Source organism: Mycobacterium sp. 050128 (genome assembly GCF_036409155.1).
In the GTDB taxonomy this organism is placed as follows: Bacteria; Actinomycetota; Actinomycetes; order Mycobacteriales; family Mycobacteriaceae; genus Mycobacterium.
This window is the reverse complement of sequence record NZ_JAZGLW010000002.1, coordinates 629,887-650,705: the sequence shown is the minus strand read 5'-3', so window position 1 is coordinate 650,705 and position 20,819 is coordinate 629,887. Positions and strand designations below refer to the sequence as shown.

22 protein-coding genes are annotated in these 20,819 nt (G+C 68.2%); 16 read left to right on the top strand and 6 right to left on the bottom strand.

The annotated features are described in order from the left end of the window. Position 1 precedes the first annotated feature (1 nt). On the bottom strand, positions 2-1,834 hold the full coding sequence (locus tag SKC41_RS20365; RefSeq protein ID WP_330979467.1) for a hypothetical protein: 1,833 nt from the start codon (positions 1,832-1,834) through the stop codon (positions 2-4). A 113-nt stretch (positions 1,835-1,947) separates the two neighbouring features. After that, positions 1,948-2,127 (bottom strand): hypothetical protein, encoded by a 180-nt coding sequence (locus SKC41_RS20360; RefSeq protein ID WP_330979466.1) that lies wholly within the window; start codon positions 2,125-2,127, stop codon positions 1,948-1,950. A 173-nt stretch (positions 2,128-2,300) separates the two neighbouring features. Between SKC41_RS20360 and bioB the strand changes: the two genes are divergently transcribed. From bioB to SKC41_RS20345, 3 genes are read left to right on the top strand one after another with little or no spacing between them, the layout of a single operon-like run. After that, a complete protein-coding gene (bioB, locus tag SKC41_RS20355; RefSeq protein WP_330979465.1) occupies positions 2,301-3,338 on the top strand; it encodes a biotin synthase BioB in 1,038 nt (345 codons plus the stop codon). Positions 3,339-3,368: 30 nt separating this feature from the next. Beyond that, positions 3,369-3,596 (top strand): biotin synthase auxiliary protein BsaP, encoded by a 228-nt coding sequence (gene bsaP, locus SKC41_RS20350; RefSeq protein ID WP_330979464.1) that lies wholly within the window; start codon positions 3,369-3,371, stop codon positions 3,594-3,596. A gap of 41 nt (positions 3,597-3,637) precedes the next feature. Then, positions 3,638-4,258, top strand: coding sequence for a DUF2567 domain-containing protein (locus SKC41_RS20345; RefSeq protein WP_330979578.1), 621 nt, complete (start codon positions 3,638-3,640; stop codon positions 4,256-4,258). An 8-nt stretch (positions 4,259-4,266) separates the two neighbouring features. On the opposite strand, the gene SKC41_RS20340 is transcribed toward SKC41_RS20345, so the two are convergent. Both SKC41_RS20340 and SKC41_RS20335 read right to left on the bottom strand, forming a co-directional pair. Beyond that, the gene (locus SKC41_RS20340; RefSeq protein WP_330979463.1) at positions 4,267-5,607 is read right to left on the bottom strand and encodes a lipase family protein; all 1,341 of its coding nucleotides are present in this window, start codon (positions 5,605-5,607) and stop codon (positions 4,267-4,269) included. 111 nt (positions 5,608-5,718) lie between these two features. Then, positions 5,719-6,441, bottom strand: a complete 723-nt coding sequence (locus SKC41_RS20335) for an NUDIX hydrolase (protein WP_330979462.1) — start codon at positions 6,439-6,441, stop codon at positions 5,719-5,721. Positions 6,442-6,487: 46 nt separating this feature from the next. Here SKC41_RS20335 and nadA point away from each other — a divergent pair, with 46 nt between their 5' ends. Genes nadA through SKC41_RS20315 form a run of 4 tightly spaced genes read left to right on the top strand, consistent with a single transcriptional unit; the run spans position 6,488 to position 11,008 of the window. After that, positions 6,488-7,537 (top strand): quinolinate synthase NadA, encoded by a 1,050-nt coding sequence (gene nadA / locus SKC41_RS20330; protein ID WP_330979461.1) that lies wholly within the window; start codon positions 6,488-6,490, stop codon positions 7,535-7,537. Then, positions 7,537-9,114, top strand: a complete 1,578-nt coding sequence (locus tag SKC41_RS20325; RefSeq protein ID WP_330979460.1) for an L-aspartate oxidase — start codon at positions 7,537-7,539, stop codon at positions 9,112-9,114. The genes nadA and SKC41_RS20325 overlap by 1 nt, the downstream gene beginning before the upstream one ends. Continuing rightward, a complete protein-coding gene (gene nadC / locus SKC41_RS20320) occupies positions 9,114-9,968 on the top strand; it encodes a carboxylating nicotinate-nucleotide diphosphorylase (protein ID WP_330979459.1) in 855 nt (284 codons plus the stop codon). Before SKC41_RS20325 ends, nadC begins: the two co-directional genes overlap by 1 nt. Positions 9,969-9,979: 11 nt before the next feature. Further along, complete coding sequence (locus SKC41_RS20315; RefSeq protein ID WP_330979458.1) at positions 9,980-11,008, top strand: alcohol dehydrogenase catalytic domain-containing protein; 1,029 nt, start codon at positions 9,980-9,982, stop codon at positions 11,006-11,008. A 128-nt stretch (positions 11,009-11,136) separates the two neighbouring features. Here SKC41_RS20315 and SKC41_RS20310 read toward each other — a convergent pair whose 3' ends face one another. Beyond that, positions 11,137-11,547, bottom strand: coding sequence for a nitroreductase family deazaflavin-dependent oxidoreductase (locus SKC41_RS20310; protein ID WP_090608898.1), 411 nt, complete (start codon positions 11,545-11,547; stop codon positions 11,137-11,139). A 110-nt stretch (positions 11,548-11,657) separates the two neighbouring features. Here SKC41_RS20310 and hisD point away from each other — a divergent pair, with 110 nt between their 5' ends. The 8 genes from hisD to hisI are packed head-to-tail and all read left to right on the top strand — an operon-like array spanning position 11,658 to position 18,093. Then, positions 11,658-12,974 (top strand): histidinol dehydrogenase, encoded by a 1,317-nt coding sequence (hisD, locus tag SKC41_RS20305; RefSeq protein ID WP_330979577.1) that lies wholly within the window; start codon positions 11,658-11,660, stop codon positions 12,972-12,974. Then, a complete protein-coding gene (locus SKC41_RS20300) occupies positions 12,971-14,164 on the top strand; it encodes a histidinol-phosphate transaminase (protein WP_330979457.1) in 1,194 nt (397 codons plus the stop codon). The genes hisD and SKC41_RS20300 overlap by 4 nt, the downstream gene beginning before the upstream one ends. Then, on the top strand, positions 14,161-14,793 hold the full coding sequence (hisB, locus tag SKC41_RS20295) for an imidazoleglycerol-phosphate dehydratase HisB (protein ID WP_330979456.1): 633 nt from the start codon (positions 14,161-14,163) through the stop codon (positions 14,791-14,793). The genes SKC41_RS20300 and hisB overlap by 4 nt, the downstream gene beginning before the upstream one ends. Continuing rightward, entirely contained in the window at positions 14,790-15,410 is a 621-nt protein-coding gene (hisH, locus tag SKC41_RS20290) for an imidazole glycerol phosphate synthase subunit HisH (RefSeq protein WP_330979455.1), read from the top strand. Before hisB ends, hisH begins: the two co-directional genes overlap by 4 nt. Next, positions 15,411-16,157, top strand: coding sequence for a bifunctional 1-(5-phosphoribosyl)-5-((5-phosphoribosylamino)methylideneamino)imidazole-4-carboxamide isomerase/phosphoribosylanthranilate isomerase PriA (priA, locus tag SKC41_RS20285; RefSeq protein WP_330979454.1), 747 nt, complete (start codon positions 15,411-15,413; stop codon positions 16,155-16,157). A 4-nt stretch (positions 16,158-16,161) separates the two neighbouring features. Beyond that, positions 16,162-16,962 carry an inositol monophosphatase family protein gene (locus SKC41_RS20280; RefSeq protein WP_330979453.1) on the top strand — a complete coding sequence of 267 codons (801 nt, stop codon included), beginning with the start codon at positions 16,162-16,164 and terminating at the stop codon, positions 16,960-16,962. A gap of 1 nt (position 16,963) precedes the next feature. After that, positions 16,964-17,749 carry an imidazole glycerol phosphate synthase subunit HisF gene (gene hisF / locus SKC41_RS20275; RefSeq protein ID WP_330979452.1) on the top strand — a complete coding sequence of 262 codons (786 nt, stop codon included), beginning with the start codon at positions 16,964-16,966 and terminating at the stop codon, positions 17,747-17,749. Beyond that, positions 17,746-18,093 carry a phosphoribosyl-AMP cyclohydrolase gene (gene hisI, locus SKC41_RS20270; protein ID WP_330979451.1) on the top strand — a complete coding sequence of 116 codons (348 nt, stop codon included), beginning with the start codon at positions 17,746-17,748 and terminating at the stop codon, positions 18,091-18,093. The genes hisF and hisI overlap by 4 nt, the downstream gene beginning before the upstream one ends. Here the strand turns inward: hisI and SKC41_RS20265 are convergent. Next, positions 18,090-19,592 carry a serine/threonine-protein kinase gene (locus tag SKC41_RS20265; RefSeq protein ID WP_330979450.1) on the bottom strand — a complete coding sequence of 501 codons (1,503 nt, stop codon included), beginning with the start codon at positions 19,590-19,592 and terminating at the stop codon, positions 18,090-18,092. The two genes, hisI and SKC41_RS20265, sit on opposite strands and share 4 nt — an antisense overlap. A 119-nt stretch (positions 19,593-19,711) precedes the next feature. On the opposite strand from SKC41_RS20265, the gene SKC41_RS20260 reads away from it, so the two are divergent. Continuing rightward, positions 19,712-20,803: a calcium:proton antiporter gene (locus tag SKC41_RS20260; protein ID WP_330979449.1), complete on the top strand. Its 1,092-nt coding sequence runs from the start codon at positions 19,712-19,714 to the stop codon at positions 20,801-20,803. The last annotated feature ends 16 nt before the right edge of the window (positions 20,804-20,819 follow it).

The window sequence follows — 20,819 nt, the reverse complement described above, 5'->3', positions numbered from 1 at the left end:
CTCATGCTGCCCGCGGTAGTGGTTGTTTTACCTCGACCGGCTCCGGTTCGGACAGCGCATCGTTGATGCGGCCCGCACCCCACGTCAGACCGGCGATGACCATCAGCGTCAGGACCAGCACGACGACCGAACCGGCGTTGTACAGCCAGCCGGGCGCGTTCTGGTCGCGCTCCCGCTGCAGGATGGTGATCTCGTGCACGAACGGCCGGTCGATCGAGGACAGCGCGGGAACCTCGGCCGCGGGAATGGCCTCGTCGGCCGGCTCGTAGATCGGCACGCCCGTCATCGTGTAGCCGTCCTGAATCCGCAGCAGCGTCTTCCACGATCCCCAGACCGGGACGGGCTGCGTGGACCGGTAGTGGCCCGGGCCGACCTTCTCGAGCCGGTCGATCACCAGACCGCGCTGGTTTTCCATGCGGCCCTGCCAGGACAGAATTGTCAGCCAATCCGGTTGCGAGCCAACGACATCGGGCGGCGTCAGTTGCACGTCGGCGGACACCATGCGCTGGCCCGGAGCGCTGGGCAGCTCGGTCAGTGTGATGGCGGCCTTGCCCTGCTCGGGGACCGCGATGTGCAGGCCGTTGGCCACCGCGCCACCGATCACCAGGACGGTGGCCACCACCGTCGAGACGCCGATCCAGCGGTGCGGCAGCCGCTGCCCCGTCAGTACCATGCCGAACAGCGCCCCGCACATTCCGGACATCACGCCCACCGGAACCGCCATGGCCAGGGCCTCGCCCCACATGCCGACCGGCCATGGGTAGTGGTACACCGCTGCGATCCACAGCGATTCCAGCCAAAGTCCCACCGTCGCCACGCCCAGACCAGACACGGCGCCAAAGGCGATGGGGCGCTTGACCAACGGGGTCAGCGCCACCAGTTCAACCACCAGCGCGGGGCCCAGGTACAGGGGGAACCAGTTGATCGGTGCGCCCAGGATGGGGCCCACCAGCACCGCGACCGCACCGCGCAGCGCGATGGCGAACAACGCCGCGATGATCGCGGCACCGCGGCCCATCGTGATGCGGGCCGCGGCAGCCGCCAGTGCCGAGGCAAAGGCGATCATCATCGGCTGCAGGACCAGGCGGAATTGCTCGACACCGAAGTCGTATTCGATTTGGTAGACCGACAGACCGATGAACATTCCGCCGAACGACAGGTAACGCAGGAAGGTGATGAATACGCCTTGGGTGAGCTTGTCGCCCTCTGCGGCCTCGCCTTCGCGCTCCAGCATCAGCACCGCGAACAGCGAGAAGCAGGCACCACCGATCATCATCAAATGCGTTGGGCCCCAAAGGGTGACATCCTGACCGAAGATGCGGTGCCAGATGTCATCGAGCGGGAAGCCGATCATCGCGTAGAGCCCGCAGCCGGCCATCAGCACGCCGCCGACCGGTGCGTGCCAGGTCCGGGTGATGCGCACCGCCGCCGGGCCGGGCTTGTCGTACGGGATGACGATCGCGATCATGCCGGCCAGGAACACCCCGAACAGGCCGATGATGATGAAGTAGTGCGCCGGGTTGGCCAACGGCCCGGGATCGCGGCCGTTACCGATGTGCCAGCTGACGTCCCAGATGAAGCCGAACAGCGCGCAGATGATCGATGTCGTGAAAACCAGGACCGGCAGCGCCACCCAGTTGGGGCGGTGGAATTTCTCGCCCAGCTTGTCGGCGACGCGTGTCAGCCACGTGATGCGATGAGTGCGGTGCGCGTAGCCCACCCACAGCATGACCAACGTGATGACCATCGCGGCCACCGACAGGCCGATCACCTGGTTGAGTCCGGCCCCGCGAGCCGACGGCTCGGCGAGCAGCGGCAGTCCAGTTGGCACCATTGTCATGTCCTCCCCACAGCGCCGGGACGTCCCGGGAGATCCAATCGACGACTAGTTGTTACTCGCAGGTAAGTTCACGCAATCCAAGGTGTAATGCCCCGATTCGGGGCGTGTCAATCACGCTTTTCGCTCGGCGTGTCGCTTTGCTGGTGGGCGTCGTCGGCTTGTCCGGAGCGACGGTCCTTCAGCGCGGCGTAGAGGATCACGGCGACGACGATGACGGCCGGCAAGAAGGCCGGCAGCGCCAACAGAAGCATGTGGTGTCCCAGGTACTCGACGTGCTGAGCAGCCATGGTTCCCGTATACCCCTGAAGTCGACATATCCACGGCCCGGCTCGCCCACGTCGCGGGCCTGCACGCGCGGGCCGTTACCCTACGTTGAACACCGTTTCGTTCAGGCTGCCACGACGTCGTGGCGGATGTGACCGCTGACGCGGACGCGACAAAAGATGCAGGGGAGTACTTGGTGACTCAAGCGGCAACTCGACCCACCACCGAAGCCGGCCATGAAGCTGACATCCTGGCGGTAGCCCGCCAGCAGGTGCTCGAGGGCGGCGAGGGATTGAGCCGGGACCAGGTCCTTGCGGTGTTGCGACTGTCCGACGACCGGCTCGAGGAGCTGCTGGCGCTGGCCCACGAGGTGCGGATGCGCTGGTGCGGCCCCGAGGTCGAGGTCGAGGGCATCATCAGCCTCAAGACCGGCGGCTGTCCCGAGGATTGCCACTTCTGCTCGCAGTCCGGGCTGTTCGCCTCGCCGGTGCGCAGCGCCTGGCTGGACATCCCCAGCCTGGTCGAAGCCGCCAAGCAAACCGCGAAGTCGGGTGCCACCGAATTCTGCATCGTTGCCGCGGTACGCGGTCCGGACAAGCGGCTGATGTCCCAGGTCGCGGCGGGTATCGAGGCGATTCGCAACGAGGTCGAGATCAACGTCGCCTGCTCGCTGGGCATGCTGACCGCCGAGCAGGTCGACGAGCTCGCCGCGATGGGCGTGCACCGCTACAACCACAACCTGGAGACCGCCAAGTCGTTCTTCACCAATGTCGTCACCACCCACACCTGGGAAGAGCGCTGGCAGACGCTGACGATGGTGCGCGACGCCGGCATGGAGGTCTGCTGCGGCGGCATCCTCGGCATGGGAGAAACCTTGGAGCAGCGCGCGGAATTCGCCGCCGACCTCGCCGAGCTCGGCCCCGACGAGGTGCCGCTGAACTTCCTCAACCCGCGGCCCGGCACGCCGTTCGGCGACCTCGAGGTGATGCCGGTCAGCGAAGCCCTCAAGTCGGTGGCCGCCTTCCGGCTGGCGTTGCCGCGCACGATGCTGCGCTTCGCCGGTGGCCGGGAGATCGCCCTGGGCGACCTCGGCGCCAAGCAGGGCATCCTCGGCGGGATCAACGCCGTGATCGTCGGGAACTACCTGACCACCCTGGGCCGCCCCGCCGAATCCGATCTGGAGCTGCTCGAGGATCTGCAGATGCCCATCAAAGCGCTCAATGCCAGCTTGTAAGCCACTCTGTAGCGGCTAGGTTCGAGTCTTGTGGTTCCAGATCTGGGCGCTCCGGTCAGCGCCGGCGTCTACAACGTCTATACCGGGGAATTGGGGGGTACGACGGTGCCCACCGCGGCCCAGTTGGGCCTTGAGCCCCCGCGCTTCTGCGCCGAGTGCGGGCGCCGGATGATCGTCCAGGTTCGCCCCGACGGCTGGCGCGCGCGCTGTTCGCGGCACGGCGAGGTGGACTCGGTGGATCTGGAGACTCAGCGGTGACCGAACCCTGGGTGCCCGCGGCTCCCGAGCCCGCGGTACCGATGACTGCGGAGCCCGCCGGGCCCTCGCGGGTGCGCGCGATGATCGTTGCGGTCCTTGGGCTTTCGGCGACCGGCGTGTTGGTGGGCGGCCTGTGGGCGTGGATGGCCCCGCCGATTCACTTGGTGGTGGCGATCACCCGCTCCGGCGAGCGGGTGCATGACTATCTGGGCACCGAGTCTGAGCACTTCTTCGACGTGCCGTGCCTGATGCTGGGTCTGTTGACGGTGCTGGCGGTGGTGGCGCCGGTGCTGGCGTGGCAGTGGCGCCGGCTGCGGGGCCCGGGCATGGTCGTCGCCCTGACGCTCGGCATGGTCGGTGCGGCCGGTGTGGCATCGGCGGTGGGGGCGGTGCTGGCCCTGCTGCGCTACGGCGCGCTCGATGTCGACAAGGTGCCGGTGGTGGGCAGCCCCGCGGTGTCCTACGTCATCCAGGCGCCGCCGGTGTTCTTCGGGCCCGGCCCGCTACAGATCGCCACCACGCTGCTGTGGCCCGCCGCCATCGCGGCACTGGTCTATGCCCTGCTGGCGGCCGGAAGCGCCCACGACGACCTGGGCAGCTCCGGGCTCACCGATCCGCCGTCACACGCGCTGCCGATGGAGCCGGAAGCCTCCGTCTCCTAGCGGACGTCTCACAGCGGACGGCGATGAATCTTTCGTCCCGTGAGGACCTTGGCCGCGATCACGCCCAGTCGCATCATGCCGGCGTAGGTCATGGGGTTGAACGCCGTCGGCCAAACGGTCCTGATCAGGTGGTCCTCGATCGGTCGGCGGGCGAAGCGGTCGGTGAGCCAGCGCAGCGTCATCGGCGCCGACAGCGGGTGCAGCAGCATGTGCTCGTTGAACGCGTCGCGGTGGTAGGTGACGCTGGCGCCGCCGGCCGAATAGGCGTCCGCCAGCGCGTCGATGTCGTGCACGTCGATCAGGTAGTCGTGGACGGCCTGCACGATCAAGACCGGCGGCGCGGGTGTCGCGACGCCGAGCTTGATGTTGTCGAAGACATACGACACCTCGGGGGTCGACAAGATGTCCTCGAGCGGCTCGTCGAGATAGTCGCCCATGTTCTTGCCGGCCATTCGCAGCACGGCTTCGACCGTCGTCATCGACTCCAGCCGGTCCAGCAGGGCGCGTCCTTCGTCGTTCGTGTGCTCTTCGATGACCCTGTTCAAATCGGGGTAAATGTGTGCGAGCGCGGCCACCACCATCGCCGGTAGGCCCGCCAGGAAGCCGCCGTTGAGGCGCCGGAAGGTATGGCCCAGATCGCCGACCGGCGATCCCAGCACCGCGCCGACAACGTCCAGCTCGGGCGCGTAGTCGGCGCACATTTCGGCGGCCCAGGCGCTGGCCAGCCCGCCGCCGGAGTATCCCCACAGCCCGATCGGCGCCGACGTAGACGTCGGGATCCGGGCCGAGTTCATGGCGGCCCGGATGCCGTCGAGGGTGCGGTAGCCGGGCTCGTAGGGGGCACCCCACAAACCCAGCAGCCCTTCGTGGTCGGGCACCGAGACCACCCAACCCTCGGCGACGGCCGCGGCCATCAGGAAGAGCTCCAACTGGGCGATGGAACCGAGGGCCTTCGATCTCCTGCGCAGCGCATAGGACGGAAAGCAGCGCGCCGACATGGCGTCGATCGCGCACTGATAGGACAGCAGCGGGGTGTTCGGTCCGACGACGCGCTCGGCCGGGATGAGGACGGTCGTCACGCACGCCTCGGGGGCGCCGTTCATGTCCGTGGTCCGGTAGAGCAGCTGGATGGCCGAAACGGATTGCGGAATCAGGCCAAGAAAGGCCAGTTCAACCTCGCGGGAGCGCAGCACGGTGCCGGGCTCGGCGTGTTGGAAACCGGACGGCGGCTGATAAAACGGGTCGTCCGAGGGCAGCACCGGGCGCGCCCTGGGCTGCAATTCCTCGTGTGGCGGGCGACCGATCCATTCCGCACCGTCGGTACCTGCCAAATTGCCGAGTTCAACCAATTCAGGATCCCTTCTAGGCCATCGGGCATTTTCGCGCATGAACAGTCGGTAACCAAACTGTAATGGCCAGGAAGTGAACGATTCCTCGTCGAGCGGTTGGGGTGACGCGGATCAAGGCTGGCCGGGCGGCCGAAGCGCGGCGAATTCGTCGGTGACTCGCAGCGCGGCGTCGGTGAAGTGGTACAACGCCGCCGGCCGCCCGCCGCTGCGACCCGACTGCGCGATGGTGCCGGTCTGCGTGATCACGCCGCGACGGACCAGCACCCGCTGCAGATTCGTCGCGTCCACTTGATAGCCCAGCGTTGCGCTGTAGATGTCGCGTAGCGTGGAGAGTGCGAATTCCTTTGGCGCCAAGGCGAATCCGATGTTGGTGTAGGACATCTTGGCGATCAGCCGGGCATGTGCGTGCGTCACCATCGGGCCGTGGTCGAACGCCATCGGCGGCAGCGCGCTCACCGGGTGCCACCGGGTGTCCGGCGGCAGCTCCGGAGTGGCGGGGGAGGGCACCAGGCCCAGAAAGGTCGACGCGATCACCCGCGCGCCCGGCACGCGGCCCGGGTCGGAGAACACGGCGAGCTGCTCCAGGTGGGCCAGCTCGCGTAAATCCACTTTTTCGGCCAGCTGGCGCCGCACGGACGTGGTCATGTCCTCGTCGTTGCGCAACCGCCCGCCCGGCAGCGACCAGGAGCCGCGCTGCGGATCGCGCGCACGCTGCCATAACAGCACGTTAAGCTGCGGTTTTCCCTTTCGGGAGGCTCCCTTAACCTGCTCGGTCGTCTGGTGAACTTGGAACACGACCGCGAGCACTTCATGTGCGGTGCTACCATTGGGCATGTTTTCGATTATAAGTCGAAAACCTCCTACGTCGAAAGGAGCCGCCGTGACGGTCATGAATCGCATGGACACGCTCGCCGAAGACATGGTTGCCGGCATCGCCGACTCGCCCACCGGCTACGGCGGTGTGGACGGTGATCAGCAGTGGGCCGACGAGATCCGCCGCCTGGCGAACCTGCGGGGCGCCACCGTGCTCGCGCACAACTACCAGCTGCCCGCGATTCAGGACGTCGCCGATCACGTCGGCGATTCGCTTGCGTTGTCGCGAATCGCCGCCGAGGCGCCGGAGGACACCATCGTGTTCTGCGGCGTGCACTTCATGGCCGAGACGGCCAAGATTCTGAGCCCGCAGAAGTCGGTGCTGATCCCGGATCAGCGTGCCGGTTGCTCCCTGGCCGATTCGATCACTCCCGACGAGCTGAGCGCCTGGAAGGACGAGCACCCCGGCGCCGTCGTCGTCTCCTACGTCAACACCACCGCGGCCGTCAAGGCGCTCACCGACATCTGCTGCACCTCGTCCAACGCGGTCGACGTGGTCGAGTCGATCGACCCCGACCGTGACGTGCTGTTCTGCCCGGACCAATTCCTCGGGGCCCACGTCCGCCGGGTGACCGGCCGCAAGAACGTCCACGTGTGGGCCGGTGAATGCCATGTGCACGCCGGAATCAACGGCGACGAGCTCACCGATCAGGCCCGCGCCAATCCCGACGCCGAACTGTATGTGCACCCCGAATGTGGTTGCGCCACTTCGGCGTTGTACCTCGCCGGCGAGGGAGCCTTTCCCGCCGAGCGGGTCAAGATCCTTTCCACCGGCGGCATGTTGGACGCGGCACACGAGACGCGGGCCCGCAAGGTCCTGGTCGCCACCGAGGTCGGCATGCTGCACCAATTGCGCCGAGCCGCACCGGAAGTCGATTTCCAGGCGGTCAACGACCGCGCGTCCTGCAAGTACATGAAGATGATCACCCCCGCAGCGCTGCTGCGCTGCCTGGTCGAAGGCGCCGACGAGGTTCACGTCGACCCGGAAATCGCTGCGGCGGGCCGGCGCAGCGTGCAGCGCATGATCGAAATCGGCCAGCCGGGCGGCGGCGAATGATGACCCGCCCGGCTTGGACCGATAGCGCCGACGTCGTCGTGATCGGCACGGGTGTCGGGGGATTGGCCGCCGCGCTGGCGGCGCACCGGGCGGGCCGCAAGGTCGTCGTTCTCAGCAAGGCCGACGAAACCCACGGGGTCACCGCTACGCACTACGCGCAGGGCGGGATCGCGGTCGTGCTGCCGGACAACGACGACTCCGTCGAGAACCACGTCGCCGACACCCTAGCCGCGGGTGCCGGGATGTGCGACCCCGGCGCGGTCTACTCGATCGTCGCCGACGGGTACCGCGCGGTCAGCGAATTAGTCTCAGACGGTGCGCGATTCGACGAATCAATGCCCGGCCAGTGGGCGCTGACCCGCGAGGGCGGACATTCGCGACGGCGCATCGTTCATGCCGGCGGCGACGCCACCGGCGCCGAGGTGCAGCGGGCACTCGACCACGCCGCCCGGCTGCTGGACATCCGCAGCAGCCACGTGGCGCTGCGAGTGCTGCACGACGGCACGGCGGTGACCGGCCTGGCCGTAGGCAATCCGGACGGCATCGGGATCATCAGCGCGCCCTCGGTGATCCTCGCCTCCGGCGGCCTCGGGCATCTCTACAGCGCGACCACCAACCCCAACGGATCCACCGGCGACGGAATCGCTTTGGCGTTGTGGGCCGGCGTCGCGGTCAGCGATCTCGAGTTCATCCAGTTCCACCCCACCATGTTGTACAGTGCCAGTCCCGGCCCGAGGGCCGGGAATCGCCGGCCGCTGATCACCGAGGCCATCCGCGGAGAGGGTGCGGTATTGGTTGACCGGCAAGGCAATTCAGTCACCGCGGGAGTGCACCCGATGGGCGACCTGGCGCCGCGCGATGTCGTCGCGGGGGCCATCGACGCACGGCTGAGGGCCACCGGCGACGAATGCGTCTTCCTCGACGCGCGCGGCATCGACGGCTTCGAGGCCCGGTTCCCCAACGTCACCGCCGCGTGCCGGGCAGCCGGCGTAGACCCCGTCCGCCAACCTATCCCGGTGGTGCCGGGCGCCCACTACAGCTGCGGCGGCGTGGTCACCGACGTGCACGGCCGCACCGAGCTGCCCGGGCTGTTCGCCGCCGGTGAGGTAGCCCGCACCGGCATGCACGGGGCTAATCGCTTGGCGTCCAACAGCTTGCTGGAAGGTCTGGTGGTGGGTGGCCGCGCCGGGAAGGCCGCTTCCACACATGCGCTGGCGGCCGGGCGGGCGCTCGCGATCCCGCCCGAGCCGATCGCTCACACCGCGTCGAAACGCCGCGAACTGCAATCGGCGATGACTCGCGACGCGTCGGTGGTCCGCGACGCGTCGGGGCTGCAGCGTCTGTCCGAGACGCTGTCCCGGGCGCGGGTCCGCGCGATCGAGGGCCGTCGCGATTTCGAGGACGTCGCGTTGACGCTGACCGCCCGCGCGGTGGCCGCCGCGGCGTTGGCCCGCAGCGAAAGCCGGGGCTGCCACCACCGCGCCGATTACCCGGAGTCCGCGCCGAACAAGGCCCGCAGCATCATGGTCCGGTCGGCCGACACGGTGTACGCCGAAGACCTGGCGGCGGTGTCCTGATGACGTTGTCCGACGCCGAGCTGGCCGTTGCTCTCGACACCGTCCGGCGTGGCCTGGACGAGGATCTGCGCTACGGACCCGACATCACCACGCTCGCCACGGTGCCCGCCGGCGACGCGACGGCGGCCCTGGTGCCCCGGGAAGCGGGCGTCATCGCCGGCTTAGATGTCGGCCTGCTGGTGCTCGACGAGGTGCTCGGTGCCGGCGGCTATCAGGTGCTCGACCGCGTCGACGACGGTGCCCGCGTGCAGCCCGGCCAGCCCGTCTTGACCGTGCGGGCCGAGAACCGTGGGCTGTTGACCGCCGAGCGCACGATGCTGAACCTGATCTGCCACCTGTCGGGGATCGCCACCGCGACGGCGGCCTGGGTGGACGCCGTCAGCGGCACCAAGGCGCAGGTCCGCGATACCCGCAAGACGCTCCCCGGCCTGCGTGCCCTGCAGAAGTACGCGGTCCGGATCGGCGGCGGGGTCAACCACCGCCTCGGGCTGGGCGACGCAGCACTGATCAAGGACAACCACGTCGCGGCCGCCGGATCGGTCGTCGAGGCGCTGCGCGCGGTGCGCGAGGCGGCACCCGATCTGCCGTGCGAGGTCGAAGTCGACTCGCTCGAGCAGCTCGACGAGGTACTGCCCGAGAAGCCGGAGTTGATCCTGTTGGACAATTTCCCGGTGTGGCAGACCCAGATCGCCGTGCAGCGTCGTGACGCCCGCGCGCCCGCGGTGCTGCTGGAGTCGTCGGGCGGGCTGAGCCTGCAGACCGCGGCGGAATACGCCGGCACGGGAGTGGACTACCTGGCCGTCGGCGCGCTGACTCACTCGGTACGCGTGCTCGATATCGGGCTGGACATGTAGGGCTGGCCCAGATGCGGCAGCTGACCTTTGAAGACGCGGGGCGGTATATCTGGCGCGACGTGCCGGAGCCGCAAATCACCGCACCGGACCAAGCCGTGGTCAGGCCGCTGGTGGTGGCCTGCTGCGACCTCGACATCGCGGTTGCCAACGGCCAGGCGCCGCTACCGCCCGGCTACGCCGTCGGGCACGAGGGGCTGGCCGAGGTCGTGGCCGTCGGCGATGCCGTGGGCACCGTCCGGCCGGGCGACTGGGTCGTCGTGCCGTTCCAGATCAGCTGCGGCAGCTGCTCGGCCTGCCGCCGCGGCGTGACCGGCTCGTGTGGTTCGGTGCCGTTGATGGCGATGTACGGTCTTGGCCCGCTCGCCGGTCTGAACGGCGGCGGATTCATGTCGGACGAGGTGCTGGTGCCCTACGCCGACGCGATGCTGCTGCCCGTCCCGGATGGCGTGCAGCCCAACGCCATCGCCTCGCTGTCGGACAACATCCCCGACGGCTGGCGGGCGGTGGGGCCGTATGCGGCCGAGTTGGCCGCGCTCGATCCGGCCGACCGCCGCGTGCTGGTGGTGGGCAAGCTCTCGATCGGGCTGTACGCCGCCGCGTTCGCGGCCGCGCTGGGTGCCCGCGTCGACTACGTCGACCACGATGTGCGCCGGCTGGCGGCCGCCGAGAAGCTCGGCGCGGTGGTCCACGATCGGGTTAAGCCCGATAAGACCTGGGAGCCTTATCCGGTCACGGTGCACACCTCCGCCGATCCGTCGCTGCTGGCCGCCACGCTGCGAGCGACCTGGCCGGACGGCGTGTGCACCGATACCGGGATCTACTACCAGCCGATCGTCGAGATGCCGCTGCTGCCGATGTACACCCGCGGGGTGCGGTTCGTCACCGGGCGGGTCAACGCACGGTCGGCCATTCCGCGGGTGCTGGAGCTGCTGGCCGGCGGATGCGACCTGTCACCGGCCGTCGACCGGGTGGTGCCCTGGGCCGAAGCACCCTCGATATGGCCGACGATGACCGGCAAGACCGTCTTCACCCGGGCGTAGCGCGGTTGGCGTCGCTCGTCAGGCGTCGAGTGTGCATCCAGGGCGGCGACACGCCGGCGCAGGCCGCCGCCAGCGCACACTCAAAGCCGCCAGCGCACGCTCAACACGGCAGTACGGCGCGCGGCGGCTCAGGCGATGTCGCTGACCAGCACCGCCATCCGGCGCAGCTGCAGACGCACCAGCCGGGGCAGGCCCGTGCCATCGGATCCCGCGGGCAGGATCCGGGGATTGGTGATGTGTACGACGCTGCGGGCAAAGTGCAGGTCAGCCTGCCCGGCGGCCAGCACGTTCTTCACCCAGTCCGTCTTGCCGTGGCCCAGCGCAATCGCCAACACATTGCCGTTGCGATAGGCCGTCACGATGGTCTTGTACGTCTTGCCCGACGTGCGACCGCGATGCTCGATCGTGCCCGTGCCGGGCAGGAAGCGCGCGATCGGCTTCAACGCGGGGTTGACGTATTTGACCTGGAAGTTCTCAAACCACGTCGGATACACCATCGGGATGCCCGGGGCGTTGTTCGGGTGATCCTTTGTGGACATGCCGGCTCCCTTGTGGAACGTCGGTGCGCTGATTATCGGCACTGTACCGGTCGGATATTGATTTGAGTTCCTCTGGGACAATGGACGCTGTGACTGCCACACCCCCCTCTGTGCTGGCCCGCATCGACCTGCGGGGCGCGGAGCTGACCGCTACCCGGCTGCGGGCGGCTTTGCCGCGCGGTGGGGCCGATGTGGAGTCGGTGTTGTCCAAGGTGCGGCCGATCGTGCAGGCCGTCGCCGAGCGCGGGGCCGAGGCGGCGCTGGAATACGGCGAGTCCTTCGACGGCGTACGCCCGGCGGCGGTCCGGGTACCCGGGGCGGCGTTGCAGGCCGCGCTGGACGCGCTGGACGCCGACGTCCGCGACGCGCTGCAGGTGATGATCGAGCGGACTCGCGCCGTACACGCCGATCAGTGCCGGACCGACACCACCACCGTGCTCGGGCCGGGTGCCACCGTCACCGAGCGATGGGTCCCCGTCGAGCGGGTCGGCCTGTACGTGCCCGGCGGCAACGCGGTGTATCCGTCCAGCGTGGTGATGAACGTGGTCCCCGCGCAGGCCGCGGGGGTCGACTCGCTGGTGGTGAGCAGTCCGCCGCAGGCCCGCTTCGAGGGCTTGCCGCACCCGACGATCCTGGCCGCGGCCCGGCTGCTCGGCGTCGACGAGGTGTGGGCCGTCGGCGGGGCGCAGGCGGTGGCGCTGCTGGCCTACGGCGGCGTCGACACCGACGGCACGCAACTGGCGCCGGTCGACCTGATCACCGGGCCCGGCAATGTCTACGTCACGGCTGCCAAGCGGCTCTGCCGCTCGCTGGTCGGCATCGACGCCGAAGCCGGGCCGACCGAGATCGCCATCCTTGCCGACCACACCGCCGACCCGGCGCACGTGGCCGCCGACTTGATCAGCCAGGCCGAACACGACGAGATGGCCGCCAGCGTGCTGGTGACCGCGAGCGAGGACCTGGCCGCGGCCACCGACACCGAGGTCGCCGCGCAGCTGCAGACCACGGTCCACCGCAAGCGGGTGACGACCGCGCTCAGCGGTCCGCAATCGGCGATCATCTTGGTCGACGACCTCGACGCCGGTGTCAAGGTGGTCAACGCCTATGCGGCCGAGCACCTCGAGATCCAGACCGCTGACGCGCCGCAGGTTGCCGGCCGAATACGTTCGGCCGGAGCCATTTTCGTCGGCCCGTACGCACCGGTTAGCCTCGGCGACTACTGCGCCGGGTCCAACCACGTGTTGCCGACCGCGGGCAGCGCCCGGCACTCCAGCGGTCTTTCGGTGCAGACCTTCCTGCGTGGCATCCACGTCGTGGACTACACCGAGGCGGCCCTCAAGGACGTCTCCGGACACGTGGTCACCCTGGCGAAAGCCGAAGATCTGCCCGCCCATGGCGAGGCGGTCCGGCGGAGGTTCGAACGATGACCGCATCCGAACGGCAGGTCACCCTCGACGACCTGCCGCTGCGCGACGACCTGCGCGGCAAATCGCCTTACGGCGCACCGCAATTGGCGATTCCGGTGCGGCTGAACACCAACGAGAACCCGCACCCGCCCAGCCAGGCGTTGGTCGACGATGTGGTCCGGTCCGTGCGGCAGGTCGCCGGCGATTTGCACCGCTATCCCGACCGCGATGCGGTGGCGCTGCGCACCGATCTGGCGAGTTACCTCACCGCGCAGACCGGCACCCTGCTCGGTTTCGAAAACCTTTGGGCCGCCAATGGTTCCAATGAGATCCTGCAGCAGCTGCTGCAGGCGTTCGGCGGCCCGGGGCGCAGCGCGATCGGATTCGTCCCGTCTTACTCGATGCACCCGCTTATTTCCGACAGCACCCGCACCGAGTGGCTCGAGGCCCCGCGCGGTGACGACTTCGACCTCGACATCGACGCGGCCGTCGCTGCCATCACCGAGCGAAAACCGGACGTGGTGTTCGTCACTAGCCCGAACAACCCGACCGGACAAAGCATTCCGCTGCCGGATCTGCGCCGGCTGCTCGACGTGACACCGGGCATTCTGATCGTCGACGAGGCGTACGGCGAGTTCTCGTCGCAACCCAGCGCCGTCGAGCTGATCGAGGAGTACCCGACCCGGCTCGTCGTCAGCCGCACAATGAGCAAGGCGTTCGCGTTCGCCGGCGGCCGGCTGGGGTATCTGGTCGCCACGCCTGCGCTGATCGACGCGATGCTGTTGGTGCGGTTGCCCTATCACCTGTCGTCGGTCACCCAGGCCGCCGCCCGGGCCGCGCTGCGGCACGCCGACGACACCCTGGGCAGCGTGGCCACCTTGATCGCCGAACGCGAGCGAGTCGTGGCGGCCTTGTGCCGCTTGGGCTTTCGGGTGATCCCCAGCGACGCGAACTTCGTGCTGTTCGGCGAATTCGCCGATGCGTCCGCCGCCTGGCAGCGCTACCTGGAGGTTGGCGTGCTGATCCGCGACGTCGGCATTCCCGGCTACCTGCGCACCACCATCGGACTTGCCGACGAGAACGACGCGTTCCTCGAGGCGAGCGCCCAGATCGCCGCCACCGAGCTGGCCCATTCCAGCCCGCTAGGCGCGCTCGCAAGCGCGACGACGCCGCGTGCGGCGGGTCGCGACCAGGTATTAGGAGCCCCGTGATCACCCCCGAAGCAGGAAAAACGACTCGTCGCGCGCGAATTGAGCGCCGCACCAAGGAATCCGACATCGTCGTCGAGCTCGACCTCGATGGCACCGGTCAGGTGCACGTCGACACCGGTGTGCCGTTCTATGACCACATGCTGACCGCGTTGGGCAGTCACGCCAGCTTCGACCTGACTGTGCACACCAAGGGCGACGTGGAAATCGAAGGACACCACACGATCGAGGACACCGCGATCGTGCTGGGCCAGGCCCTCCGGGAGGCCCTTGGCGACAAGAAGGGTATCCGCCGGTTCGGGGATGCCTTCATTCCGATGGACGAGACGCTCGCGCACGCCGCCGTCGACGTGTCCGGCCGGCCGTACTGCGTGCACACCGGGGAACCGGATCACCTGCAGCACACCACCATCGCCGGTAGCTCGGTGCCCTATCACACCGTGATCAACCGGCACGTGTTCGAGTCGCTGGCGGCCAACGCCCGCATCGCCCTGCACGTGCGGGTGCTGTACGGGCGCGACCCGCATCACATCACCGAAGCGCAGTACAAGGCCGTCGCGCGCGCGTTGCGCCAGGCGGTCGAAGCCGACCCCCGTGTGTCGGGTGTACCGTCCACCAAAGGTGTTTTGTGACAACACGATCAGTCGTGGTGCTGGACTACGGTTCAGGCAATCTCCGGTCTGCGCAGCGTGCGCTGGAGCGCGTCGGTGCGACGGTGGAGGTCACCGCCGACGCGCGTGCGGCCGCGGCCGCCGACGGGCTGGTGGTGCCCGGGGTCGGCGCGTACGAGGCGTGCATGACCGGACTGCGCAAGATCGCCGGGGAGCAGATCATCGCCGAACGGGTGGCCGCCGGGCGCCCGGTGCTCGGGGTCTGTGTCGGCATGCAGATCCTGTTCGCACGCGGCGTGGAATTCGGGGTCGAGACGTCGGGGTGTGGGCAGTGGCCCGGATCCGTGACACGACTGGATGCCCCGGTGATCCCGCACATGGGCTGGAATGTTGTCCAATCCGGGTCGGGCAGTCGACTTTTCAAGGGTCTGGATGCGTCCGCCCGGTTCTACTTCGTGCATTCCTACGCTGCGCAGCGGTGGGAAGGCTCGCCGGAGGCCGTGCTGACGTGGGCCACTCATCAGGTGCCGTTTCTGGCGGCGGTCGAGGACGGGCCGCTGGCCGCCACCCAATTCCACCCGGAGAAGAGTGGGGACGCCGGTGCGGCCGTATTGAGCAACTGGGTTGAGGGACTGTAGATGTCATTGATTTTGTTACCCGCCGTCGACGTTGTCGAAGGTCGTGCCGTACGCCTGGTGCAGGGCAAGGCCGGCAGCGAAACCGAGTACGGCTCTGCGCTGGACGCGGCACTGAACTGGCAACGCGACGGCGCCGACTGGATCCATCTGGTGGACTTGGACGCCGCGTTCGGCCGCGGTTCCAACCGCGAATTGCTCGCCGAGGTGGTGGGCAAGCTCGACGTGTTGGTGGAGCTGTCCGGCGGGATTCGCGACGACGATTCGCTGGCGGCGGCGCTGGCCACCGGCTGCGCCAGGGTCAACCTGGGCACCGCGGCGCTGGAGAATCCGCAGTGGTGCGCACGGGCGATCACCGAGCACGGTGAGAAGGTCGCCGTCGGGTTGGACGTCCAGATCGACCCCAGCCATCCAGAAGGCGAGCACCGACTGCGCGGGCGGGGCTGGGAAACCGATGGTGGCGACCTGTGGGATGTACTGGAACGCCTTGACGCCGAGGGATGTTCGCGGTTCGTCGTCACCGACGTCACCAAGGACGGCACGCTGGGCGGCCCCAACCTCGACCTGCTGGCCCGGGTGGCCGAGCGCACCGACGCCCCGGTCATCGCGTCCGGTGGCGTGTCGAGCCTGGACGATCTGCGCGCGATCGCCACTCTGACCGACCGCGGCGTGGAGGGAGCCATCGTGGGCAAGGCGCTCTACGCCGGGCGGTTCACCTTGCCGCAGGCACTGGACGCGGTACGGCAGTAGCACGATGGATCTGCACGCACTGCTGGCCGAGGCGTCGACAATCCTCGACGCGGCAGTGGAGCCGTTCCTGGCCGGCCACCGCGCCGACTCGGCGATTCGCAAGAAGGGCAACGACTTCGCCACCCAGGTTGATCTGGCGATCGAGCGGCAGGTTGTCGCGGCGCTGCAAGCGGCCACCGGAATCGGGGTGCACGGCGAGGAATTCGGTGGCACACCGGTCGATTCACCGTGGGTGTGGGTGCTGGACCCGATCGACGGCACCTTCAACTACGCCGCCGGATCACCGATGGCGGCGATACTGCTGGGCCTGCTGCACGAGGGCGAGCCGGTGGCCGGCCTGACCTGGATACCGTTCACCGACGATCGCTATGCGGCGCTGGCCGAGGGGCCGCTGATGAGAAACGATGTCGCGCAGGCGCCGTTGAACCACACGCCGCTGGCTGACACCCTGATCGGTGTCGGCACATTCAACGCCGACTCTCGGGGACGATTCCCGGGGCGCTACCGACTCGCGGTGCTGGAGAAGCTGAGCCGGGTGTCCTCGCGACTGCGCATGCACGGATCGACCGGCCTTGACCTTGTTTATGTGGCCGACGGAATCCTCTCGTGCGCGGTTCATTTCGGCGGCCAGGTGTGGGATCACGCCGCCGGGGTCGCGCTGGTTCGCGCCGCCGGTGGCACTGTCACCGATCTTCTCGGTCAACCCTGGACCCCCGAGTCTCGCTCTGTGCTGGCCGCCGCCCCCGGTGCGTATGCAGAGATCCTCGAGATTCTGCGCAGTGCGGGCCGACCGGAGGACTACTGAGATGCATTCGGGTACCGACCTTGCCGTGCGGGTGATTCCGTGCCTGGACGTCGACGACGGGCGCGTGGTCAAGGGAGTCAATTTCGAGAACCTGCGCGACGCGGGTGACCCCGTCGAGCTCGCTGCGGCCTATGACGCCGAGGGCGCCGACGAGCTGACCTTTCTGGACGTGACCGCGTCCTCGTCGGGCCGGGCGACGATGCTGGACGTGGTGCGCCACACCGCCGAGCAGGTGTTCATCCCGCTGACCGTCGGCGGCGGTGTGCGCGCCGTGGCCGACGTCGACGTCCTGCTGCGGGCGGGGGCGGACAAGGTCTCGGTGAATACCGCCGCGATCGCGCGCCCGGACCTATTGGCGGAAATGTCAAGGCAATTCGGCTCGCAATGCATCGTGTTGTCCGTCGACGCCCGCACGGTGCCGTCCGGTTCGGCGCCTACGCCATCGGGCTGGGAGGTCACCACGCACGGGGGGCGCCGCGGCACCGGCATCGACGCCGTCGAGTGGGCGGCCCGCGGCGCCGACCTCGGGGTGGGGGAGATCCTGCTCAATTCGATGGACGCCGACGGCACCAAGGCCGGTTTCGATCTGGCGATGTTGCGCGCGGTCCGTGCCGCGGTCACGGTTCCGGTGATCGCCAGCGGCGGCGCCGGCACGGTCGACCACTTCGCACCCGCGGTCCAGGCCGGTGCGGATGCGGTGTTGGCGGCCAGCGTCTTTCACTTCCGCGAGTTGACGATCGGGCAGGTGAAGGCCGCGATGGCCGCGGAAGGGATCACGGTACGATGACACTCGATTCCGGCATCGCCGCGCGCCTCAAGCGCAACGCCGACGGCCTGTTCACCGCCGTCGTGCAGGAGCGGGGCAGCGGCGACGTGCTGATGGTCGCCTGGATGGACGACGAGGCGCTGGCCCGCACCCTGGAAACCCGCGAGGCCACCTACTTTTCGCGATCCCGCGGCGAGCAGTGGATCAAGGGCGCGACGTCGGGGCACACCCAGTATGTGCACTCGGTGCGCCTGGACTGCGACGGTGACACCGTGCTGCTGACCGTCGACCAGGTCGGCGGCGCGTGCCACACCGGAGACCACAGCTGCTTCGATGCCGACGCGCTGCTCGAACCCGAGAATTAGCGCGGCGCCACATCCAGGCTATTGGCTGCTTCGATTGCGGCGCGTGTCCATTCATGACGAAAGACGGCCGGTGAGATGCGATCCCGCCGAATGACTTCGAGGTCAATCGCCTTTCCGGCGGTCACCGCGTTGGGCACCCGGAATGAGTACGCGGGCTCCTCGGTGGCGACGGCAAGGATGGCGTCGTTGTCGGTGAAGTTGTTGGCGCGCATGGCATCCTCGGCCCACTTGAACGGCTTTTGACCGTCGAAGGTTTTGACATACACCACCCACAACCGCGTGCCGCGCGTGTTGTAGAGCGTGGTGAGCGCCCGATTCACCGTGTCGTATTCGATTGGCCCGAGCGCACCCGCTTGGTCGGTGATTTGGCGGGTCAGCTTGATGCCGGGTTTCGCCGAGGCCGGGGCGTGGCCGCTTGACGGCGCGACAGAGTGCGCGCCGCCGTTGCCGGATTGGTGTGAGCCGCCGAACACGCGGACGCCGACGAGTAGCCCAAGGCCGACCAGTGCCAGACCGACGATCACCGCGACCGCTACCGCCGTGCGCCGGGTACTGCGCGCGGGAGCCGTTGCGGCCGACGTGGTTTGGGGACTAGCGATCGCTTCGGTGTCCGCAATCGGGGCCGCTTGAGTCGGGCCGACGGTGTCGGCCGCGGTGCCGAGCTGGCTGCCGAGCGCGGCGGCGAAATCCGTACACGTTGCAAAGCGATCGGCGGGGTTTTTGGCCAAGGCCTTCGCGAGTGCGCCGTCGAGGTCTGCCAAGTCGGGCCGGCGCTCGCTGACCGGCGGTGGCGGCGCCGACAAATGCTGCGTGATGACCACCGCGGGATTGGAATTCTGAAAGGGGGCGGTACCGGTCAACAGGTTGAACGCGGTGCATCCCAGCGCGTACTGGTCGGCACGTCCGTCGATGTCGAGTCCCTGCAGCTGCTCGGGCGCGCAGTAGGCGGTCGTGCCCATCATCATGTTTGTCGCTGTCAGACCGCTGATTTCACCCAGCTCGCGGGCGATGCCGAAATCGGCCAGCAGAATGCGCCGTCGCGGCGCGGCGTCACTGATCAGGATGTTCGCGGGTTTGACGTCGCGGTGCAGCAGGCCGCGCGAATGTGCGTAATCCAGCGCGTCGGCCATGGCGGCGATGATCTCGATGACATCGGCTTTCGGCAACCCCGACGGGTACTGGCGCAGCAGCTGCGCGGCGTCGGTGCCCTCCACGTAATCCATCGAAATCCACAGTTGCCCTTCGTATTCGCCGCGGTCGTGGATGCCGACGATGTGCTCGTTGTACAGGCTTGCGGCGAGATCGGCCTCCCGGTTGAAGCGCTGCCGAAACTCGAGGTTGTCGGTGAGCTCACCGGGCAAGATCTTCAGGGCGTCACGGCGCGGCAACCGCGGATGCTGCGCCAGATACACTTCGCCCATCCCTCCGGCCCCCAGCCGCCGAACGATCCTGAATCCAGCGAACAGCGCGCCTTCGGGTAACCCATCGCTTTGCGGCATGTGAGCATGCTACTGAGGCGATGATTGCGGCGGCCCGCAAATCGCGGCCGTGCGGGCCAGTCTCACGCGGCGCGCCCCGAGGCGGCACCGGACGACGTTTTCGATGAGAATGGCAGGCGATGCGCGAACGGATGTCGTGGAATGTCGTGGTGCCGCTGGTCGCTCTCGTCATGCTGGCACTGACCTGGGGCACGGAGCCGGGGCCCCTGCTTGCGGCGCTCGAGGCGATCGTTCTGATCGGCGCCGTGTTGGCCGCCGTGCACCACGCGGAGCTGGTCGCACACCGGGTCGGTGAGCCGTTCGGATCGCTGGTGCTGGCCACCGCAGTAACCGTCATCGAGCTGGCCCTGATCATCACGCTGATGGCCTCGGGCGGAAACGAGGCGGAGACACTGGCCAGGGACACCGCCTTCGCGGCGCTGATGATCACCACCAACGGCATTGCCGGGTTGTCGCTGCTGCTGGGTTCCCATCGCTACGGCGTGACGTTGTTCAACCCGCAAGGCAGCGGTGCGGCGCTGGCGACGCTCACCACGCTGGCGACGCTGAGCCTGGCGCTCCCCAGCTTCACCACGACTCGTGGTCGTCAGGAGTTCTCGCCCGGGCAGCTGGAATTCGCCGCCGTCACGTCGTTGCTGCTCTATCTGATGTTCGTCTTCACTCAAACCGTGCGACACCGCGACTTCTTTCTGCCGGTTGCGCAGCGAGGTCAGCAGCGCATCTTCGACGACGAAAGCCACGCCGAGCCGCCCAGCACCGCGGCGGCGCTGCGAAGCGGAGGGCTGCTGATCGCCGCGTTGGTCGCGGTGGTGGGGCTGGCCGAACAGGAGTCGCCGGCCGTCGAGAAACTGGTGTCCGTAGCGGGCTTCCCGCACTCCTTCGTGGGTGTGGTGATCGCGGCCCTGGTGCTGCTGCCGGAGACGCTCGCGGCTGTGCGAGCGGCGCGGGCGGGCCGCATCCAGACGAGCCTCAACCTCGCGTACGGCTCGGCGATGGCCAGCATCGGGCTCACCATTCCCGGCATCGCGCTGGCGTCGATCTGGATCAAAGGACCGCTGATTCTCGGGCTGGGCTCGACACAGTTGGTGCTGTTTGCATTGACCGTGGTGATCAGCATGCTCACCGTGATCCCCGGCCGGGCGACCCGGCTGCAGGGCGAGGTACATCTGGTGCTGCTGGCCGTGTTCGTGTTTCTGGCGATCGTCCCGTAACCGCAAGCAGCGCAAG